The sequence below is a fragment of the Polynucleobacter sp. UK-Kesae-W10 genome, assembly GCF_018881575.1.
Classification (GTDB): Bacteria; Pseudomonadota; Gammaproteobacteria; order Burkholderiales; family Burkholderiaceae; genus Polynucleobacter.
Window position 1 is genome coordinate 39930 of the sequence record NZ_JACVQB010000002.1, and the last position, 16136, is coordinate 56065.

The 16136-nt window shown below is 47.7% G+C and carries 13 protein-coding genes and 1 tRNA gene; 6 read left to right on the forward strand and 8 right to left on the reverse strand.

Features of this window, described 5'->3' with window-relative positions:
- Positions 1–186: 186 nt before the first annotated feature.
- The 5 genes from ICN24_RS06625 to tsaE all read right to left on the reverse strand — a co-directional run bounded on the left by ICN24_RS06625 (position 187) and on the right by tsaE (position 5810).
- Positions 187–2949: an autotransporter outer membrane beta-barrel domain-containing protein gene (locus ICN24_RS06625; RefSeq protein ID WP_216222341.1), complete on the reverse strand. Its 2763-nt coding sequence runs from the start codon at positions 2947–2949 to the stop codon at positions 187–189.
- Positions 2950–3179: 230 nt separating this feature from the next.
- On the reverse strand, positions 3180–3680 hold the full coding sequence (locus ICN24_RS06630; RefSeq protein ID WP_216222342.1) for a hypothetical protein: 501 nt from the start codon (positions 3678–3680) through the stop codon (positions 3180–3182).
- Positions 3681–3760: 80 nt separating this feature from the next.
- Positions 3761–3836 (reverse strand) — tRNA-Lys (locus ICN24_RS06635).
- 87 nt (positions 3837–3923) lie between these two features.
- Positions 3924–5270, reverse strand: coding sequence for an N-acetylmuramoyl-L-alanine amidase (locus ICN24_RS06640; RefSeq protein WP_216222343.1), 1347 nt, complete (start codon positions 5268–5270; stop codon positions 3924–3926).
- A 3-nt stretch (positions 5271–5273) separates the two neighbouring features.
- The gene (gene tsaE / locus ICN24_RS06645) at positions 5274–5810 is read right to left on the reverse strand and encodes a tRNA (adenosine(37)-N6)-threonylcarbamoyltransferase complex ATPase subunit type 1 TsaE (protein WP_216222344.1); all 537 of its coding nucleotides are present in this window, start codon (positions 5808–5810) and stop codon (positions 5274–5276) included.
- 43 nt (positions 5811–5853) lie between these two features.
- On the opposite strand from tsaE, the gene queG reads away from it, so the two are divergent.
- Genes queG through ICN24_RS06660 form a run of 3 tightly spaced genes read left to right on the forward strand, consistent with a single transcriptional unit; the run spans position 5854 to position 8114 of the window.
- Positions 5854–6945, forward strand: coding sequence for a tRNA epoxyqueuosine(34) reductase QueG (queG, locus tag ICN24_RS06650; RefSeq protein ID WP_216222346.1), 1092 nt, complete (start codon positions 5854–5856; stop codon positions 6943–6945).
- Between the two features lie 33 nt (positions 6946–6978).
- Positions 6979–7764 (forward strand): AzlC family ABC transporter permease, encoded by a 786-nt coding sequence (locus ICN24_RS06655; protein ID WP_216222348.1) that lies wholly within the window; start codon positions 6979–6981, stop codon positions 7762–7764.
- Positions 7764–8114 (forward strand): AzlD domain-containing protein, encoded by a 351-nt coding sequence (locus ICN24_RS06660; protein WP_216222350.1) that lies wholly within the window; start codon positions 7764–7766, stop codon positions 8112–8114. Before ICN24_RS06655 ends, ICN24_RS06660 begins: the two co-directional genes overlap by 1 nt.
- Positions 8115–8145: 31 nt before the next feature.
- Here the strand turns inward: ICN24_RS06660 and ICN24_RS06665 are convergent, their stop codons facing one another.
- Together ICN24_RS06665 and ICN24_RS06670 are read right to left on the reverse strand one after the other, a co-directional pair.
- Complete coding sequence (locus ICN24_RS06665; RefSeq protein ID WP_216222352.1) at positions 8146–11220, reverse strand: FAD-binding and (Fe-S)-binding domain-containing protein; 3075 nt, start codon at positions 11218–11220, stop codon at positions 8146–8148.
- A complete protein-coding gene (locus ICN24_RS06670) occupies positions 11217–11903 on the reverse strand; it encodes a GntR family transcriptional regulator (protein WP_216222354.1) in 687 nt (228 codons plus the stop codon). The genes ICN24_RS06665 and ICN24_RS06670 overlap by 4 nt, the downstream gene beginning before the upstream one ends.
- A gap of 172 nt (positions 11904–12075) precedes the next feature.
- Between ICN24_RS06670 and ICN24_RS06675 the strand changes: the two genes are divergently transcribed.
- From ICN24_RS06675 to ICN24_RS06685, 3 genes are all read left to right on the forward strand, one after another.
- A complete protein-coding gene (locus tag ICN24_RS06675; protein ID WP_216222355.1) occupies positions 12076–13260 on the forward strand; it encodes an alanine--glyoxylate aminotransferase family protein in 1185 nt (394 codons plus the stop codon).
- Positions 13261–13395: 135 nt separating this feature from the next.
- The gene (locus tag ICN24_RS06680) at positions 13396–13800 is read left to right on the forward strand and encodes a heme-binding protein (protein WP_216222697.1); all 405 of its coding nucleotides are present in this window, start codon (positions 13396–13398) and stop codon (positions 13798–13800) included.
- 6 nt (positions 13801–13806) lie between these two features.
- Complete coding sequence (locus tag ICN24_RS06685) at positions 13807–15213, forward strand: DEAD/DEAH box helicase (RefSeq protein ID WP_216222357.1); 1407 nt, start codon at positions 13807–13809, stop codon at positions 15211–15213.
- Between the two features lie 12 nt (positions 15214–15225).
- On the opposite strand, the gene gluQRS is transcribed toward ICN24_RS06685, so the two are convergent.
- Positions 15226–16128 (reverse strand): tRNA glutamyl-Q(34) synthetase GluQRS, encoded by a 903-nt coding sequence (gene gluQRS / locus ICN24_RS06690; RefSeq protein ID WP_216222359.1) that lies wholly within the window; start codon positions 16126–16128, stop codon positions 15226–15228.
- Between the last annotated feature and the right edge of the window lie 8 nt (positions 16129–16136).

Consider the following 16136-nt stretch of genomic DNA (forward strand, 5'->3'; position numbering starts at 1 on the left):
ATCTATATTCCCTGTCAAAGTGAGGCTTGAGCTCACTAGCAGCATTGGTAAGAATCAGGCCGGCGCTTACCTGATAGCGATGCTCTGGATAACTGGGTATTCAGTAGGGTAGTCGTTAAAACAGAACCCTATTCTTTCCTCACTAAAAAATCCGACGAAGCGGGTTTTTCTGGAGGGAATGGCTGATTACAGGCCAACCGTATACGTTGCCATCACAGTTGTTGTTTGAACTGCTTGGTAAGGTTCTTGTCTATAGATTCCAGCGATACCTAAGCGCTGATTCTTCTCAATGTCATAGTAAGCACCCAATGTAGCTGTAGGCCTAGTTTTGATCGGGTTGGCATTGAAGTTTATTGGCGTTAAGTTATTTAACCCGGTGGCCGAATAGGTCCCATTGCTGGTATTGGTATCGGTTTCCACGCCAGCGCTAGCAAACGCGGTGGCTTGTGGGGTGAGCTTATATTGAGCGCCAACACCGGCTAATGCGGTTGTTGCGTTGGTATTAAGGGCGGAGTATGTCAGTGGGGCGGTTACCGAGGAGGTTGCCTGCTCGGTATAGCCACCCATGTTATTTTGGGTGTAACGCATACCAACGTAGGGAGCGACAATTACATCGGGAGTAACGCCAAAGCCATACTTCGCAGTTATCTGTGCGCCTTGACTATTGAGTTGTGATGACCCTGAACCAGGCTCACTTGTTCCAACCACTTGGCGTGTAACAGTCGTATTCTTTTGACCATACGCAGCTGATACCTTTACTTCTGTGCCGGTGCCATCTAAGCGCTCATTCCAAGCGCCAAATAAACCGATCAAAGGAGTGTTGTTACCAAGATTAACAGTCGAGCCGGCATTGTTAACTGACAAATTCTGGTCTGCATAGGCACCAATGCGGTAGTTGGGTGACAAGCGATAGGCAGCGATTAATAATGCGCTTGTGTTGTTCAAGCCATTTGCTGCTGATACCGCAGTATTACGACCACCTGCAGAGACGCAAACATCATTAGCGCCAAACACATTACAGTCGTAAGTAAAGCTATTTGCTAGTACAGAGTTTTGTAGGGTAAAGGTGTTTTGTAGGGCAGCAGAGGTATTGACGAGAGATTGCTGTGTCTCGGCAGTTGTAAACGCATATACATTAATGTATGCGTTATTGGAATCATAGGTAAATTTAGTAGCCGATGCTAGATTAGTGCTAAAGCTGCTAAAGGTGCCACTTAATCCTCCCGTTGCATTTACCAGGGAGTAGCGCGCTGCACCATACGTTCCCGCTATTGCCGTAAGGCTAAGAGCGCCTCCAAGTTTCGCAGTGCCTGAAACAATCACTTGATCCACAGCAGCTGGAGAAATTCGCAAGCCCAATGTGCCTGTTGAGGTTTGAACAAAGGTGCCACTAAAAGTATTAACTATTCCTGGTGCAGATGTATTCGCAGAACCAATACCCATCCAGCCACTATTTTCAAATCTAGCATATGGTCCAGCAGCAATAGATACTTGACCATCAATAATACCGCCAGCACCATTAACAATGAGGCTGCCAACTGAGGCACTGGCATCGGTAGCAGTAGTGGTTTTGATTGCATAATCCCCTGCAGCTGCGCGTAATGTTCCATAGTTCACTAAGGTTCCAAAACTACCTTGCATCAACGCAGCACTGCTACCACTACCACCTATCACGGATACGGTCCCGTAGTTGGAGATTACACCTCCATATTGGGTGGCTGTAGCACACCCGTCATAGCCACAGCTACTTCCACTCTGAATTCCGTTTGATCCATTGGTCGTGATTGAGCCAGAGTTAATCACATCACCACCATTACCAGATAAAGTGCTTAGCCTATTTCCTGAATTGGTGATGGGATCATAAATTGCAGTAGCCGGTGTACCTACAGCGATATTTCCAATATTAGCTTCGTATGCAGTGGTAATGCCGTTCTGAACATACACTCCAATAACATTTCCTTGGTACATAGAGTTCGCTGATGTCAAAGAGCTACCCACTTTAATCTCGGTCCACGTAATTTTTGGTTGACCAGTAGTGCCATCAATACTATTTAAATCTACAGTAGCAACATATGCCTTAACCTTATTTCCAGCCACATCTACGGCATCAGCCACTAAGTTATAGATACCTGGTTTTCCTGCGCTAGTAATGCCTTCAAAGTGGGTCACTAGCGATCCATCTGGGGATGAAAAGGTGTAGACCTTATCACTCGACTGGTTGTAGATATAGGCATAAGTACCAGCGGTTCCGTGATAGGTTCCAGTATATCCACCAGAAATTAAATTGTTATAGACACCATACGCAGTGTTACTTGCGACTGCTGTGATGTCATATGCAAACGAGTGCCCAACAAATGGCACAGAGGAATAGCTACCAGTTGCTGTGTTGTAGATAAACGAATTCCCCGTAGATAATTGGGTATCGAAATTACCTACTACCTGATTTCCAAAATTACTGTGAGCGATGGTATTTAAGATTGGGGATCCACCAGCTAGGCTGGTGGGTAGTAATGTTGTAATCGTGCCTGTGGCAGCGTCGGAAAAATAACCCAAATCTCCAGCCGCCCCATTTGCAGAAGCTGCTGTTTTATAGCTTCCTACCACTCTTAATATTCCAGCAGAGGAGCCAAAGCTAGGACCATAAGGCGTGCTACTAATTGCGCCTGGAAAATTAGATAGGTTTTGAGTGGCGGTTGGGTATGCTGATGCGGTCGAATTTGATAGAGTGCTGTCAAACAACAAGCCGCCAGTATCTCCCCCGGTCGTACTAAAGTTGCCGGTGATGTTTCTGTCCCGAATCCCTGTGACGGTTGTTACCGAGCTTCCTGGATATTGGTAAGACGTAAATCCTGGAGCGGTGGAGAGATCAATGGATGTGGCAAAGATTGATCCGGATAGTGAATTGAAAAAGATGGCGAACAGGAGTTGACGACAAGTTTGAGTTTTCATGCGACTAGCAGGTGAGCATTGTTAGCTAAAGCGCTAACGGAATGATGGATTGACGAATTATGGCAGATAGTAGTTTGTTTATTAATATGAATTCATATCTCTTGTTGTTTTGAATCGTTGGTTCGGATGATTTCACAATATAAAAAAGAAAAGCCTCTAGATTTTTCTAGAGGCTTTCATATGGCCGGTAGGTCGGGCGAGATTCTAACTCGCGACTAATTCTGGCCTGGCTACTGGTCAGCGGATCTCATAGTGAAGTCACCATTATCACTACTGTTGGCAGTTTTATTGAGCTCATAGTATATGGGTGAGGTGATGATGGCAATTGTGTTCTGGTCATCTGCAATCATTTCAGATCTATTTGGCGTAATAACAAATCGATATGTCTTACCGCTATCAAATTGATAGGTTTGAGAAAATACGCCGAAAGAGCCGGACATTGTGGCGTCCACCTTAAGAATATGTTTTCCAGAAGGTATATTCACTGTGCAATTACCTGCATTGGGGATGACGCAGACTTTAAGGTCGTCCACATAAACTTGGGCGCTTTTAACAAGTCCAAACCAAACCGTGCTTGTGCGATTAAAGATAAGCGTAACATCTCCACCGGGATTAACAGGGGCGGCACCTTGATACCCCATTCCCTGACAGCTGGCTAAGAGTGTGAGCAAGGCAATACTCAGCAATTTTTTGAGCACTATTGTGTCTCCAAAGTAAGTAATGTTAGGCATACATTACCTCAAATTAGCTTCTGTAATCTAAACGCCTGGACTCCAAAGAAAAAGCCACCCGAAGGTGGCTTTTGTATAACTGGTGGGTCGGGCGAGATTCGAACTCGCGACCAACGGATTAAAAGTCCGCTGCTCTACCGACTGAGCTACCGACCCAGTTAAGCCATAAATTATAGCAAGAAGTTTGCGGGCCTTCCTCGGGTCTGCGGGGTCTGCCCGTCAGGCCTTGTAATTACCTGATTGTTAGGAGTTGACCCGTCTGGCGACCGGTGGATTTTTAGAAAAATACTCCTTAATTCCCTTCAAAATGGCCTCAGCAATCCGGTCCTGGTAGCCATCGTCATTCAATCTCGCTTCTTCCTGGGGGTTGCTGATAAATGCGGTCTCAACCAGGATAGAGGGGATATCTGGCGCCTTTAGTACGGCAAAGCTAGCCTGTTCTACTTTTCCCTTGTGAAGGGGTGCAAATCCGCCAATTTGTCTCAGGATGGAGTTGCCTACTTGTAGCGAGTCTTTGATTTGCGCTGTAGTGGACATATCTAGCAAGAGATTGGCAACTTGCCGATCTTGGGTCTTGATATTGATTCCACCTATCAGGTCAGAGGCATTTTCTTTATTAGCCATCCATCTTGCTGCCGTGCTACTTGCTCCCATTTGTGAGAGCGCAAATACGGAGGCGCCTTTGGCATTTCTTTCAATAAAGGCATCCGCGTGAATCGATACAAAGAGGTCGGCCTCTACTCGTCTGGCTTTCTGTACTCTGACATGCAGTGGCACAAAATAGTCGCCATCCCGAGTAAGGTAAGGGCGCATATAGGCTTCACCCTCAATCTTGTCCTTGAGGCGCTTAGCAATGGCGAGAACCACATTTTTTTCTCTAGAGCCGGCTGTACCGATCGCTCCAGGGTCTTCACCGCCATGCCCTGGATCAATTGCAATCGTAATCAAGCGCTTGTATTTAGCTGGTGCAGGCGCTTCTTTGGTCTCTGGAATAGCTTGAGCCACTGGAGCTGCTGGCGCCTTAGCGAGTTCTTTATCTTTTTTGGTAGCGAACTGTGCAATGAAATCAATTTCTTCGTTGGATTTCTCAAGCGCACTCTCTTTTTTCGCGCTGCTTTTCACGAGCGCCATTAAAGGATCTGGTGGAGTGGTGGGGTAGAGGTCAAATACCATGCGGTAGTTGTATTCCGCGACGGGGTCAAGCGTAAAGAGTTGTGGCTTGATGGGTTCTTTTAAGTCAAACACCAAACGTACTACACCAGGCTGAAATTGCCCTACGCGAACCTGAGAGATGTATGGATCATTGGGCTTTACTTTAGCTACTAAATCTTTGAGTGTGGGATTGAGTTCCAAGCCTTGTACATCGACCACCAAACGATCTGGATTTGTCAGTATTTGTTGGGTGATGGGTAGGGGCGTATCAGACTCTAAGGTCACGCGGGTGTAGTCTTCGGACGGCCATACCCTTACTCCCAGGATCTTGGCGCCCCAGGCAATATCGATCTCGGTCAGTAATAGGGCAAAACTCAAAAGCTTGGCTGAAGTCTTCAGCGTTTGCCTTTTGGAGAGATTGACCTTTTTAGTACTCATGAATTAACTAGCGTGAATCTCTTGGAGTGCAGCTGCTCCTGATGAGCTCATCGCTTGGATCTTGATAGAACGTTCATTCTCATCATGCCCTGCTGTCAACTGAATTTGGATATCTAATGCAGGCAGAGTACCCTCGGCTTTTTCTGGCCACTCAATTAAACAAATCCCTGGCACATCAAAATGCTCAGCAAATCCCGCTTCTTGCCATTCCAATGGATCGCGCATACGGTACAAATCAAAATGATGAATGGTCACCGATTGATTTTGTAACTGTAGTGGATAAGGCTCGCATAATGTATAGGTAGGGCTCTTCACTTTTCCAGCATGACCCATTGCCTGAATCAAATAACGGGCAAACGTCGTTTTACCGGCGCCTAGATCACCCTCCAGTGAGATATTCAGGTGGGAGCCTGGTTGATGAGTAAGAAATTGCGCAAAACTGGCGGCCAAGTGTTTAGCAAGGGCGGCTGTGTCTAGCTCCTGCCTACAATATTGATCAATAGTGGTGATCGGGGTCTGGGTTGCCGGTGTTTGAGCCATTCCTCTAGTTTATTCAATAATTGCGCTACATTCTGTATTCCATATGCCTTTATCTGCCAGCCCTTCCTCTTTTGATGAGATCAATCTGCGTGATTGGTTAAATACCCAAGCAATTGCGCTGGGGTTTGATGGCCTGCGGGTTACAGATACGCATTTAGGCCCTGCAACAGAGCGATTGCAAGCGTGGTTGGCAGACGGGCGTCACGGTCAAATGGAGTACATGCAACGTCACGCCGATTTACGTAGCAATCCAGAGTTATTAGTGCCAGGCACTGTACGAGTCATTTGCGTCTCTATGAATTACCTCCCATCAGAAACTGATTTTGAGCAAGAGTGGGGGCGCTTAGAAGATCCCAAGCAAGCTGTTGTCTCCATGTATGCGAGAGGGCGCGATTATCACAAGGTCCTGCGCAATCGCTTACAACAATTTGCTCAATTAATTGAAGAGCGTATTGGTAAGTTAGGTTATCGCGTGTTCACCGACTCAGCGCCGCTGATGGAAGTTGAGCTCGCACGCAAGGCCGGCTTAGGCTGGCGCGGTAAGCACACGCTGCTATTGAACCGAGAATCCGGCTCCACTTTTTTCTTAGGCGAAATTCTGGTGGATGTACCACTGCCGATGGATGCGGAGATAGAAGAGCATTGTGGGACGTGCACATCCTGTATGGATGTCTGTCCAACACAAGCGATCACTGCGCCATATCAACTGGATGCGAGACGCTGTATTTCTTATTTGACCATTGAAAATCCAGAAGCGATTCCAGTCGAGTTTAGAAAAGCCATGGGTAATCGCGTGTACGGTTGTGATGATTGCCAACTGATTTGCCCTTGGAATAAGTTTGCTAAACGTACAGAGATGCCAGACTTTGCAAGACGACATGGTTTAGGGCAGGCTACCTTATTACAACTATGGTCGTGGACTGAATCTGAGTTTGAGCAACGCCATGAAGGTAGCGCCATACGCCGTATTGGTTATAGCCGTTGGCGCCGCAATCTAGCGGTAGCGATGGGTAATGCGCTTGCCCAAGATGTCGAGCGAGATGCCATGGTGCAAGCATTGAACGCTGCACTGCCTAATAGCGATCCTCTAGTGGCCGAGCATATTCAGTGGGCCTTGGGTCAGCAGCCGGTTTGAGCATAAAAAACGACTAGCTTTTACAATCAAGACATGTCATCTGCCGACCAGCCCTATATTGACCCTAGTGAAATTGCACTAGAAGAATCTGCTGCAGAACGTTTTAAAAATCCCAGCGATGCATTTTGGTCTGGCATTAAAGATGCTGCCGGCGCGCCCGCAATGGTCTTGTTTGCAGGCATGGTGGGCTTTGGCGCCATGGGTAAAACCAATGGCTTTGATATTTGGTTTACTACGGCGACGAGCTTCTTTATGTTTGCCTTGCCAGGGCAGGTGGTCTTATTAGAGATGGCCATTACTGGCTCCTCAGCCATCGCCATTGCCTTAGCAGTCACACTCACGGCCACCCGTTTTATCACGATGACAGTGACGCTCTTTCCGCAGTTTCATCAAAGAGATCGCAACCGTAGTCTTTATGCATCAGTGCACCTTCTGGCAATGACAGCGTGGGCCATCTCGATGCGCGAGTTTCACTCCATTGAAACGCGTCATCGCCTCAGTTACTTTATGGGTCTGGGTTTGTTGTGTTGGTTAATCTCCATTCCCGGAACGATCTTGGGTTACTTCCTGGCTGGCATGGTGCCAGCACCGGTGACCTTGGGCCTGGTGTTTATTAATCCCCTGTTCTTCTTACTTACCTTTACGGAAGTGAAGCCGTGGATTAATCGTTTCGCGATTTTATTGGGCTGCATTTTTGGCCCTATCTTCTTCTTTATTGATCGTGATACCAGCTTGTTAACCGCCGGTTTGGTCTCAGGCACGATTGCTTACTTGATTGATCGCAAATTTTTGCGTAAGAAAGCAGGGGTTATTGGCTGATGAATACGATTCAGGGCGCCCTTACTGGTTGGGGTTTGTGGATTGCCTTAGTAGGCGCTTGCTTGGGCACTTATTTTTGCCGCGCAATTGGTGTCTCACTTTCACAACGTATTAACCAAGATAGCGAGATCTTTCGCTGGTTAGCTGCCGTTACTTATGCCATGGTTGCAGCGCTGACTGTCCGCTTACTTGTGATGCCGCTGGGTCTCTTAGCAACGGTGCCTTTATGGATCCGAATGCTCATTTGCGTCTTGAGTATTGCGGTCATGATGTCTAGACCAACGCGCCGTTTAGTCCCGGCGCTACTGACGGGCACTATTTTGATGGTGTCCTACGGAGTGATTCGCTAAGTTCCCCGGCGAATCACTACCCCCCTTTATTTTAAATATGCGCCGCCAAAATTTTGGCGATATGTACCGCCTCTCTTTGCGCGCCATCCGCAATCTGGTGACGACAGCTCGTGCCATCGGCTACTACCCAACTATCGGGTGATTTGCGAATGCTAGGCAATAAGCTCGCTTCAGCCATCTGCTTAGAAACTTCAATGTGCTCAGCCTCGTAGCCAAAACTACCGGCCATGCCGCAGCAGGAAGACTCAATCAGCTTGGGTTCTGCGTTTGGAATGAGTTTGAGTAATTCCATTGCTGGTGTAACAGCAGCAAAAGACTTTTGATGGCAGTGACCATGAAATAGGATTGGTTTACTTGCCGCTTTCAGTGTGAGATTGAGCTTCCCAGCTTTAGCTTCGCTAGCCAAGAACTCTTCGAGCAGTTGCGCTTGCTGAGAAACACTGACAGCGCGTTCACCAAAGCCCATCACCAGCGCCTCGTCCTTTAGGGTGAATAGGCAAGACGGCTCCAGGCCAATAATAGGAATGTTCTTCTGAGCATAAGGCGCCAGATGATCAACTAATTCTCCTAGGGTAGCCTTGGCTTTATCAACCATGCCAGAAGCAAGATAGGTTCTGCCACAGCAAAACTCTTTTGAGCAAGCGTTATCGTTTTTCTGGTCTTTTTGACTTTGACTTTGACTTTTATGGGGAATATGCACGCGATAGCCGCCTGCCTCAAGCACTTTGAGTGCAGCCTGCAAATTCTCATCTTCGAAGTACGCATTAAAGGTATCGGCTAATAAAACAACACCCTTGCCACCAGCAGGATTTGCTAATTGTTCTGCTGTGTACTGATAAGCGTTACCTTTTTTCTGATTCCAGAAAGTTTTACTTTTCCAGATTGGCAGACTTCTTTGTGCGGAGATGCCCATGATCCATTCTTGCAGTTGCGCAATGGGAGCTAGGTGATTGCGAAGATTGAGTAAGCTTGGCAATAGTGGAATGGCGCTAATGATGCCCGCATAGCGCGGTAGATACGCTACTGCCAGATCCCGTAAGGAGTGGCCAACCCGTTTCTTATAAGCGGATAGGAACTCAATTTTCATTTTGGCCATATCTACGCCAGTAGGGCACTCGCGACGACAAGCCTTGCAGCTAACGCACAGCTCCATCACTTCTTTAATGGCATCACTTCCTAATGGTAAGCCCTCATCTTGAATATCCAGTTGATTGGAGAGTGCAAGGCGGAGTGTGTTGGCTCGACCCCTCGTCAAATGCTTCTCATCACGGGTGACGCGATAGCTTGGGCACATGACCTCTGCATCAAACTTGCGGCAGTGACCATTGTTATTACACATTTCCACTGCCTTAGCCAGACCCATCGCTGGGTCGCCACCCGTACCGGGCGCGCTGGTTTCTTCGGTGACAGGATTGTTTTGTACATTCCACGCAGACCAATCGAGTGCAGGTTGTAATGGAATGACTTTATAGCTAGGCGGAAATCTAAAGTTACTAGCATCATCCATTTTGGGTGGATCGATGATCTTGCCAGGATTGAATAATCCCTTAGGATCAAAAGCATGTTTGATTTCTGCGAGGGCTTCGGTAATCTTGGGGCCAAATTGCCAGGAGATCCATTCGCCACGACATAGACCATCACCATGCTCACCGCTATAAGCCCCTTTGTATTTGCGGACCAAGGCAGAGGCTTCCTCAGCAACGGCACGCATCTTCTGCGCGCCATCTCTACGCATATCGAGGATGGGGCGTACGTGCAATGTGCCAACCGATGCATGAGCATACCAAGTGCCACGTGAACCATATTTGGAGAACACCTCAGTGAGTGCCTGGGTGTAATCAGCCAAACTTTCCAAGGGCACTGCGCAGTCTTCGATAAAGCTAACTGGCTTGCCATCTCCTTTGAGGCTCATCATGATGTTCAAGCCTGCCTTGCGAACTTCCCAGAGGTTTTTTTGGAGAGACGCATCAGGCATTGAAACAACCGATCCTGGTAATCCCAGATCGCTCATGAGTTCTTGTAAGGCTTTGAGCTTTTCTAGGAGGGGCGCATGTGACTCACCAGAAAATTCAACCAGAAGAATCGCCTCTGGCGTTTGCGCAGTGTGATCGATTAATGCGGTCTCGATGGTTTTCTGAAAACTCGGATTACTGCGTGCTAAATCAATCATGGTGCGATCGACTAACTCGACAGCGGTAGGGCCCAGTTTCACAATATGCTGGGCACTATCCATGGCTTTATAAAAGCTGGCAAAGTTCACTATCCCAAGCACTTTATGTTTTGGTAAAGGGGCCAGTTTTAATTTCAGTGATTTGAAATACGCCAAGGTACCTTCACTACCCACGAGTAGATGTGCAAGATTGACGCTGCCATCTTGTGTATAGGGCAGCTCACTTTGAGGGTGAAAAATATCTAGGTTATAGCCGGCAACGCGCCTTAAGACTTTTGGGAAACGTGCTTCGATCTCAGGTTGCAGGGTATTGGCCAGGCCTTTTACAAAATCACCTAATTGCTTTGCTACTCCAGCGCTATTGGCGTAGTTGCTAAAGTTGGCAATTCTGCCATCTGCTAGCCAAGCATCAATGCCTAATACGTTATGCACCATATTGCCGTAAGCAATCGAGCGGCTTCCGCAAGAATTATTACCAGCCATCCCGCCAAGAGTCGCTTGCCCTGCGGTAGAAACATCTACCGGATACCAGAGCCCATATTGTTTGAGTGAGGCATTGAGATGATCTAGCACCATGCCTGGCTCCACTTCAACATAGCCTTTATCTAAATTGAGGTCGAGAACATTTCTAAAGTATTTGGTGTTATCAATCACCAGGGCTGCGCCTGTTGTTTGACCGCATTGACTGGTGCCACCACCACGGGGCAATACAGGTACACCCAGTTCTGCAGCAATCTGAATCGCACTGGCAATATCTTGTGCGGTTTTTGGTACAAAAACCGCCACAGGCATGGCTTGATAAATCGATGCATCAGTGGCATAGCGCCCACGGCTAGCGCTGTCTGTCATCACTTCACCAGAGGTTTCTTGGCGCAAGCGTTTAGCCAGCAGGGCCTGGTCCACCATGAGTTCTTTGAGGTTTAGTGGTTTATTCATGGCTTTGCTGTCTCCGCAGGCATTTCTGATTTCAGTAATTGCACAACAACATCCCGTTTATTCATGACGTGTTGGATCATGATCTTGCGCATTCTTTTGCTATCTCTAGCTTTGAGGGCGTCGAGCATTTCTTGATGTTCTTCGACAGCCTTCTCCCACTTCACACCATCTTGATTAGAGCGAAAACGTAAGGCCTCAATGCGCGCATTTACTTGGGTAAAGAGGCGGGAGAGAACTGGATTATTTGCCGCTTGGTTAATCAGGTGATGAATGCGCAAATTGAGTTGGTAGTAACTTGATAAATCTCGACGGGCATAAGAGGCCATCATTTCGTATTGCAGAGCTTCTAATTCTGAAAGCGTGGCATCGCTAATATTTTGCGCAGCAAGTTCTCCTGAAAAGCCTTCAAGATCAGCAATCACATCAAAAGTATTAACGACATCATCCAAACTTAATTGCAGGGCAATTGCACCGCGATTGGCGATGAGCTCAACCAAACCATCTGCTGCTAAGCGGCGTATCGCCTCGCGAATCGGCGTGCGGGATACGTTGAGGCTCTCCGCCAGCTCCCGTTCATTGAGCTTGCTTCCAGGAGGGATCTTCCCCTCCACTAAAAGCGAGCGGAGCTTTTGGAAGGTTGCCTCATGCAAATTGGTGGAGTTGGGTTGTTCGGTGAGGCTCATGCTGGAATCCTTTTAACCCTATATTTGTATACAAAAAAGCGAATAAGCCATCATAAACCATAAATATGGGCTTAATTTGACTATTTTTTATTAAAAATTGTATACAAAATAGAAAATTGGCATACACTGAGGGTCGAAATTATCTATAAACACACCATAAGTGAGACAAAGCATGTTGAAACTTGATAACCACGCATCAGGACGCCATTTTTTACATATTCCTGGTCCAAGCCCAGTTCCCCCTCGCATTTTGCGAGCGATTAGCTATCAAACCATTGACCATCGCGGTCCAGAGTTTGGTGCATTTGGTCTCAAGGTGCTGAGTGGTATTCAGAAGATTTTTAAAACTGAGCAGCCTGTCATTATTTATTCCGCCTCAGGTACGGGATCTTGGGAAGGTGCGTTGGTAAACGTTCTCAATCCTGGCGACAAGGTCTTGTTTTATGAAACTGGCCAGTTTGCTAATTTATGGCAAGCGCTAGCCAAGCGTCTTGGTTTGAATGTTGAAGTAGTGGGTAAGCCGGGGCAAGATTCTTGGCGTTGGGGTGTTGATGCTGCCGTGATTGAAGAGCGCTTGCGCAAGGACACCCAGCATGAAATTAAAGCAGTCTGTGTTGTGCATAACGAAACCTCTACAGGTGTGACATCGAATATTGCTGCCGTACGCAAGGCCATTGATGCGGCGAAGCATCCAGCCCTATTGCTGGTCGATAGCGTATCGGGCTTGGGTTCTGCGGACTATGAGCACGATCAATGGGGTGCGGATGTGACGGTCTCTGGCTCACAAAAAGGTTTGATGTTGCCTCCGGGTATTGGCTTTAATGCCTTATCGCCTAAAGCAATTGAAGCTAGTAAGCGTAGTACTTATCCAAAATCGTATTGGGCTTGGGATGAAATTCTAGAGTCCAATAAAAATGGCTATTGGCCAACTACACCGAGTACAAATCTCATGTACGGTTTACATGAAGCGATCGACATGATGTTAGCTGAAGGATTGGATACGATCTTTGCACGTCACCAACGTTTGGCCGCTGCTTGTCGTGAAGCTGTTAAAGCATGGGGTCTGGAAATTCAGTGTCAAGATCAAGACTGCTATTCACCGGTATTGACCTGTATTGCTACTCCAGAGGGGATGGATGCAGATGTATTGCGTAAACATGCTCTTGAGAAATTCAATCTGTCATTGGGCACTGGTCTTGGCAAGATTAAAGGGAAGGCATTCCGTATTGGGCATTTGGGCGACTGTAATGAACTCAGTTTGATGGCCGCTTTAAGTGGTGTTGAAATGAGTTTGGGCTCAATGGGCTACAAGCCCAAGGCCAGCGGCGTCGTTGCCGCCCAAGAATTCCTCAAATAATCAAGTATTTGGGCGGGGATAGGGTGTAGTTTGGCCGGCAGGGCAGTGCCTGGCTGCACCCCTTATAATTCAAGTACTTATATAGATAGCATTTTCATCATATAAACCATATTCGAAACAGAAAGATTAAACATGTTGGCAACTAAACCATACCTCACACAAGCTGATGTTCAAAAGATTTTGGATGCAGCAAACAAGCATGCCGCAGCAAATAAATGGGCTGTAACCATTGCCGTTTGTGATGATGGTGGTCACGTACTCGGCTTAATTCGGCGTGATGGTTGTGCTCCAGTATCAACTTACATTGCTCAAGAAAAAGCACGTACTGCTGCAATGGGTAAACGCGAAAGCCGTGTTTACGAAGAAATTATTAATAACGGCCGCACCTCTTTCTTATCTGCCCCACATATTTCGGGCATGTTAGAGGGTGGGGTCAATATCGAGGTAAATGGGTTTACCATCGGCGCAGTCGGCGTTTCCGGCGTTAAATCGACCGAGGATGCTGAAACCGCTAAGGCCGGCATTGCGGCCATCCTGTAAGTTACCTTGACAAATACTGCTACTGAAATACATTCATCTACAGGGGTTGGCGAAACTGCCACCCCTCCAGCAACAATCACTTTTGCTGATTTTGGTTTAGACCCGCTGATTCAAAAAGCGGTTGCTGAACAGGGTTACAACACCCCAACACCGATTCAAGCGCAATCTATTCCGCACGTATTGGCGGGCAGCGACCTCATGGGAGCAGCTCAAACAGGTACTGGTAAAACAGCTGCTTTTGTCTTGCCGATCATCCAGCGGATTTTGCGTCATGCAAGTAACAGCGCTTCTCCTGCGCGCCACCCCATTCGCGCTCTGGTGTTGACGCCAACACGTGAGTTAGCAGTGCAAGTTGCCGAGAATGCGGCGAGCTACTCCAAACATACCGATCTGCGTACAGCCGTGGTTTATGGTGGCGTGGATATGAAAGAGCAGGTTGCTGTCCTGCGCAATGGTGTCGAGATCCTGATTGCAACGCCAGGCCGTTTGTTAGATCACATTGGCTCGAAAGTTGCCAACCTCTCACAAGTTGAGTTATTAGTCTTGGACGAAGCTGATCGCATGTTAGACATGGGATTCTTGCCGGACCTGCAGCGCATCATTAATTTGATTCCTGCGCAAAGACAGACGCTATTGTTTTCAGCAACCTTTTCGCCAGAAATTAAAAAGCTTGCTCAAAGTTATTTGCGTACACCTGTAACGGTTGAAGTGGCGCGTCAAAACGCGGCCGCTGATACGGTCAAGCAAGTCGTACATTTGGTTTCTTCTGCAGATAAACAGCGCGCCATTGTGCGTGTTCTCGAGGCTCGCACTCGCCAAGGTTTATCCCGTCAATGCATCATCTTTACGAATAGCCGTTTGGGCTGCGCTAGATTATCGCGTGCCTTAGAGCGTGACGGCATCAAGGCTGGTGCTATTCACGGGGATAAGAGTCAGGGTGAGCGCACTTTAACGCTTGATGCCTTTAAATCTGGTGCCATCGAGGCTCTCGTGGCAACCGATGTCGCAGCGCGCGGTTTAGATATTCCAGATATGCCTTGCGTGATTAATCATGAATTACCTTACAACGCCGAAGACTTTATTCACCGCATTGGCCGTACTGGTCGCGCTGGTAGCAAGGGCGACGCGATTGCCTTGGTGGACGATAGCGAGAAGCGTTTGTTAGATGACATTGAAAAACTCATGAAGCGCAAGCTAGACGTAAAGCCCTTGCCTGATGGTCCTGCTTCATCTAGCAGAAGTGCAAGCTCAGCTCCAGCAAAAATGTCTGACCCATTTTTCTATCAGCCTTATGAGCCAGGTGCAGCACCGCAGTCTTCTGCAAATGCACCCAAGCCAGAAGAGAAGAAGGCCGGGATTGTGCCAGCAAAGCCAGCGGTAGGTGCTTTGCTAGGTGGCTTTAAGAAAAAGTAAGCAAATTTGTAGTTAGCTTTTCCAGGCGTGAGTGGCTGCCAAAAGCCACTCCGCAATCGTGATGCCTTGACCGTCCGGCAAATTCCTTAAGCCCAAATGTTGTGCTGCTTTGCGCAGTTCTGCAAGAGCATGTGGTGCATCCTCAGTATGGATTTGGGTTGCCAAAGTTTGCTTGCTCAGCTTTTCGCCATGCTCATCTAAGACCAAGGGTAGGTGGAGGTAATTGGGCCTTACATACCCCAAAACTTTTTGCAAATGGATCTGCCTAGCCGTGTTGCTGAGTAAATCTGCACCACGTACGATATGCGTAATACCTTGCCTGGCATCATCAACTACTACGGCAAGTTGATAGGTGAACAAACCATCGCTTCTACGCAATACAAAATCACCTACTTCTTGATTGAGGTTCTGCTCTTGCACGCCTAAGGCAAGATCTTCAAAAGTAATTTGACAATCTTGGGGCAGAGCAATGCGCCACGCAACTTTATCCTCATGGGTATGAGTCGCGGCATCTGCTTTGAGGTCGGCTGGCCTGCAGATGCCGGGGTAAACCATTTCCTGATTGCGGGCTGACGTAATGCCCTGCTTAGCTAGATGCTGAGCAATAGATTGTCGTGAGCAGGTGCAGGGGTAGAGTAGCTTGGCAGCTATCAGCTGCTCTAATGCCTTTTGATAATCTGCTTGGTGTGAGGATTGATATTCTGGCTCTTCATCCCACTGCAGGCCACAGGCCAATAGTTGAGACTGAATTTGGAGATCTGCACCCGGAATGCATCTTGGTGTGTCGATATCTTCAATGCGAAGTAACCATGCGCCACCCTGTTTACGGGCATCGAGCCAGCTACCCAAAGCTGCCACCAGTGAGCCTGCATGGAGGGGTCCTGTAGGGGAAGGGGCGAATCGTCCGCGATACAAGCTCAAGA

What these genes read in the sequence shown, in the direction of transcription:
- queG (WP_216222346.1), top strand. Translation starts at nt 5,854, where the DNA reads ATGCCTTTATCTGCCAGCCCTTCCTCTTTTGATGAGATCAATCTGCGT.
- ICN24_RS06675 (WP_216222355.1), top strand. Translation starts at nt 12,076, where the DNA reads ATGTTGAAACTTGATAACCACGCATCAGGACGCCATTTTTTACATATT.
- tsaE (WP_216222344.1), bottom strand. Translation starts at nt 5,810, where the DNA reads ATGGCTCAAACACCGGCAACCCAGACCCCGATCACCACTATTGATCAA.
- ICN24_RS06625 (WP_216222341.1), bottom strand. Translation starts at nt 2,949, where the DNA reads ATGAAAACTCAAACTTGTCGTCAACTCCTGTTCGCCATCTTTTTCAAT.
- ICN24_RS06670 (WP_216222354.1), bottom strand. Translation starts at nt 11,903, where the DNA reads ATGAGCCTCACCGAACAACCCAACTCCACCAATTTGCATGAGGCAACC.
- ICN24_RS06665 (WP_216222352.1), bottom strand. Translation starts at nt 11,220, where the DNA reads ATGAATAAACCACTAAACCTCAAAGAACTCATGGTGGACCAGGCCCTG.
- ICN24_RS06630 (WP_216222342.1), bottom strand. Translation starts at nt 3,680, where the DNA reads ATGCCTAACATTACTTACTTTGGAGACACAATAGTGCTCAAAAAATTG.
- ICN24_RS06660 (WP_216222350.1), top strand. Translation starts at nt 7,764, where the DNA reads ATGAATACGATTCAGGGCGCCCTTACTGGTTGGGGTTTGTGGATTGCC.
- ICN24_RS06640 (WP_216222343.1), bottom strand. Translation starts at nt 5,270, where the DNA reads ATGAGTACTAAAAAGGTCAATCTCTCCAAAAGGCAAACGCTGAAGACT.
- ICN24_RS06655 (WP_216222348.1), top strand. Translation starts at nt 6,979, where the DNA reads ATGTCATCTGCCGACCAGCCCTATATTGACCCTAGTGAAATTGCACTA.